Annotated in this window: 1 protein-coding gene; it reads right to left on the reverse strand. The window is 68.2% G+C overall.

Annotated features, from left to right (window positions below; all coding sequences use genetic code 11):
- Nucleotides 1-239 (reverse strand): hypothetical protein (locus AAE029_RS36300; RefSeq protein WP_371077779.1); only part of this gene is annotated, 239 nt, incomplete at both ends.

A 239-nucleotide genomic window follows, 5' to 3' on the forward strand; every position in this document is an offset into this window, starting at 1 on the left:
GCAGGGCCCGCTCGCCGATCCGGTCCGTCACGGGAATGAACGGGTAATCCGCCGGTTCGCCATGATCGACCGGCACCGATAGCGTCAGCGCGGCAAGCCGGGTCTCCTCGCCGGCATCGGCGATCTGCGACAGCAGCTCGCCATAATGAGCGCAAAGGCGCTCGATCGTGTCCCGCTCGAAGACGTCGCGGGCATAGGCGAAGCCGAGCGTCAGGCCGTCGGCCGTCTCGCCGGCATTG

The organism is Sinorhizobium sp. CB7 (genome assembly GCF_041357635.1).
Classification (GTDB): Bacteria; Pseudomonadota; Alphaproteobacteria; order Rhizobiales; family Rhizobiaceae; genus Rhizobium.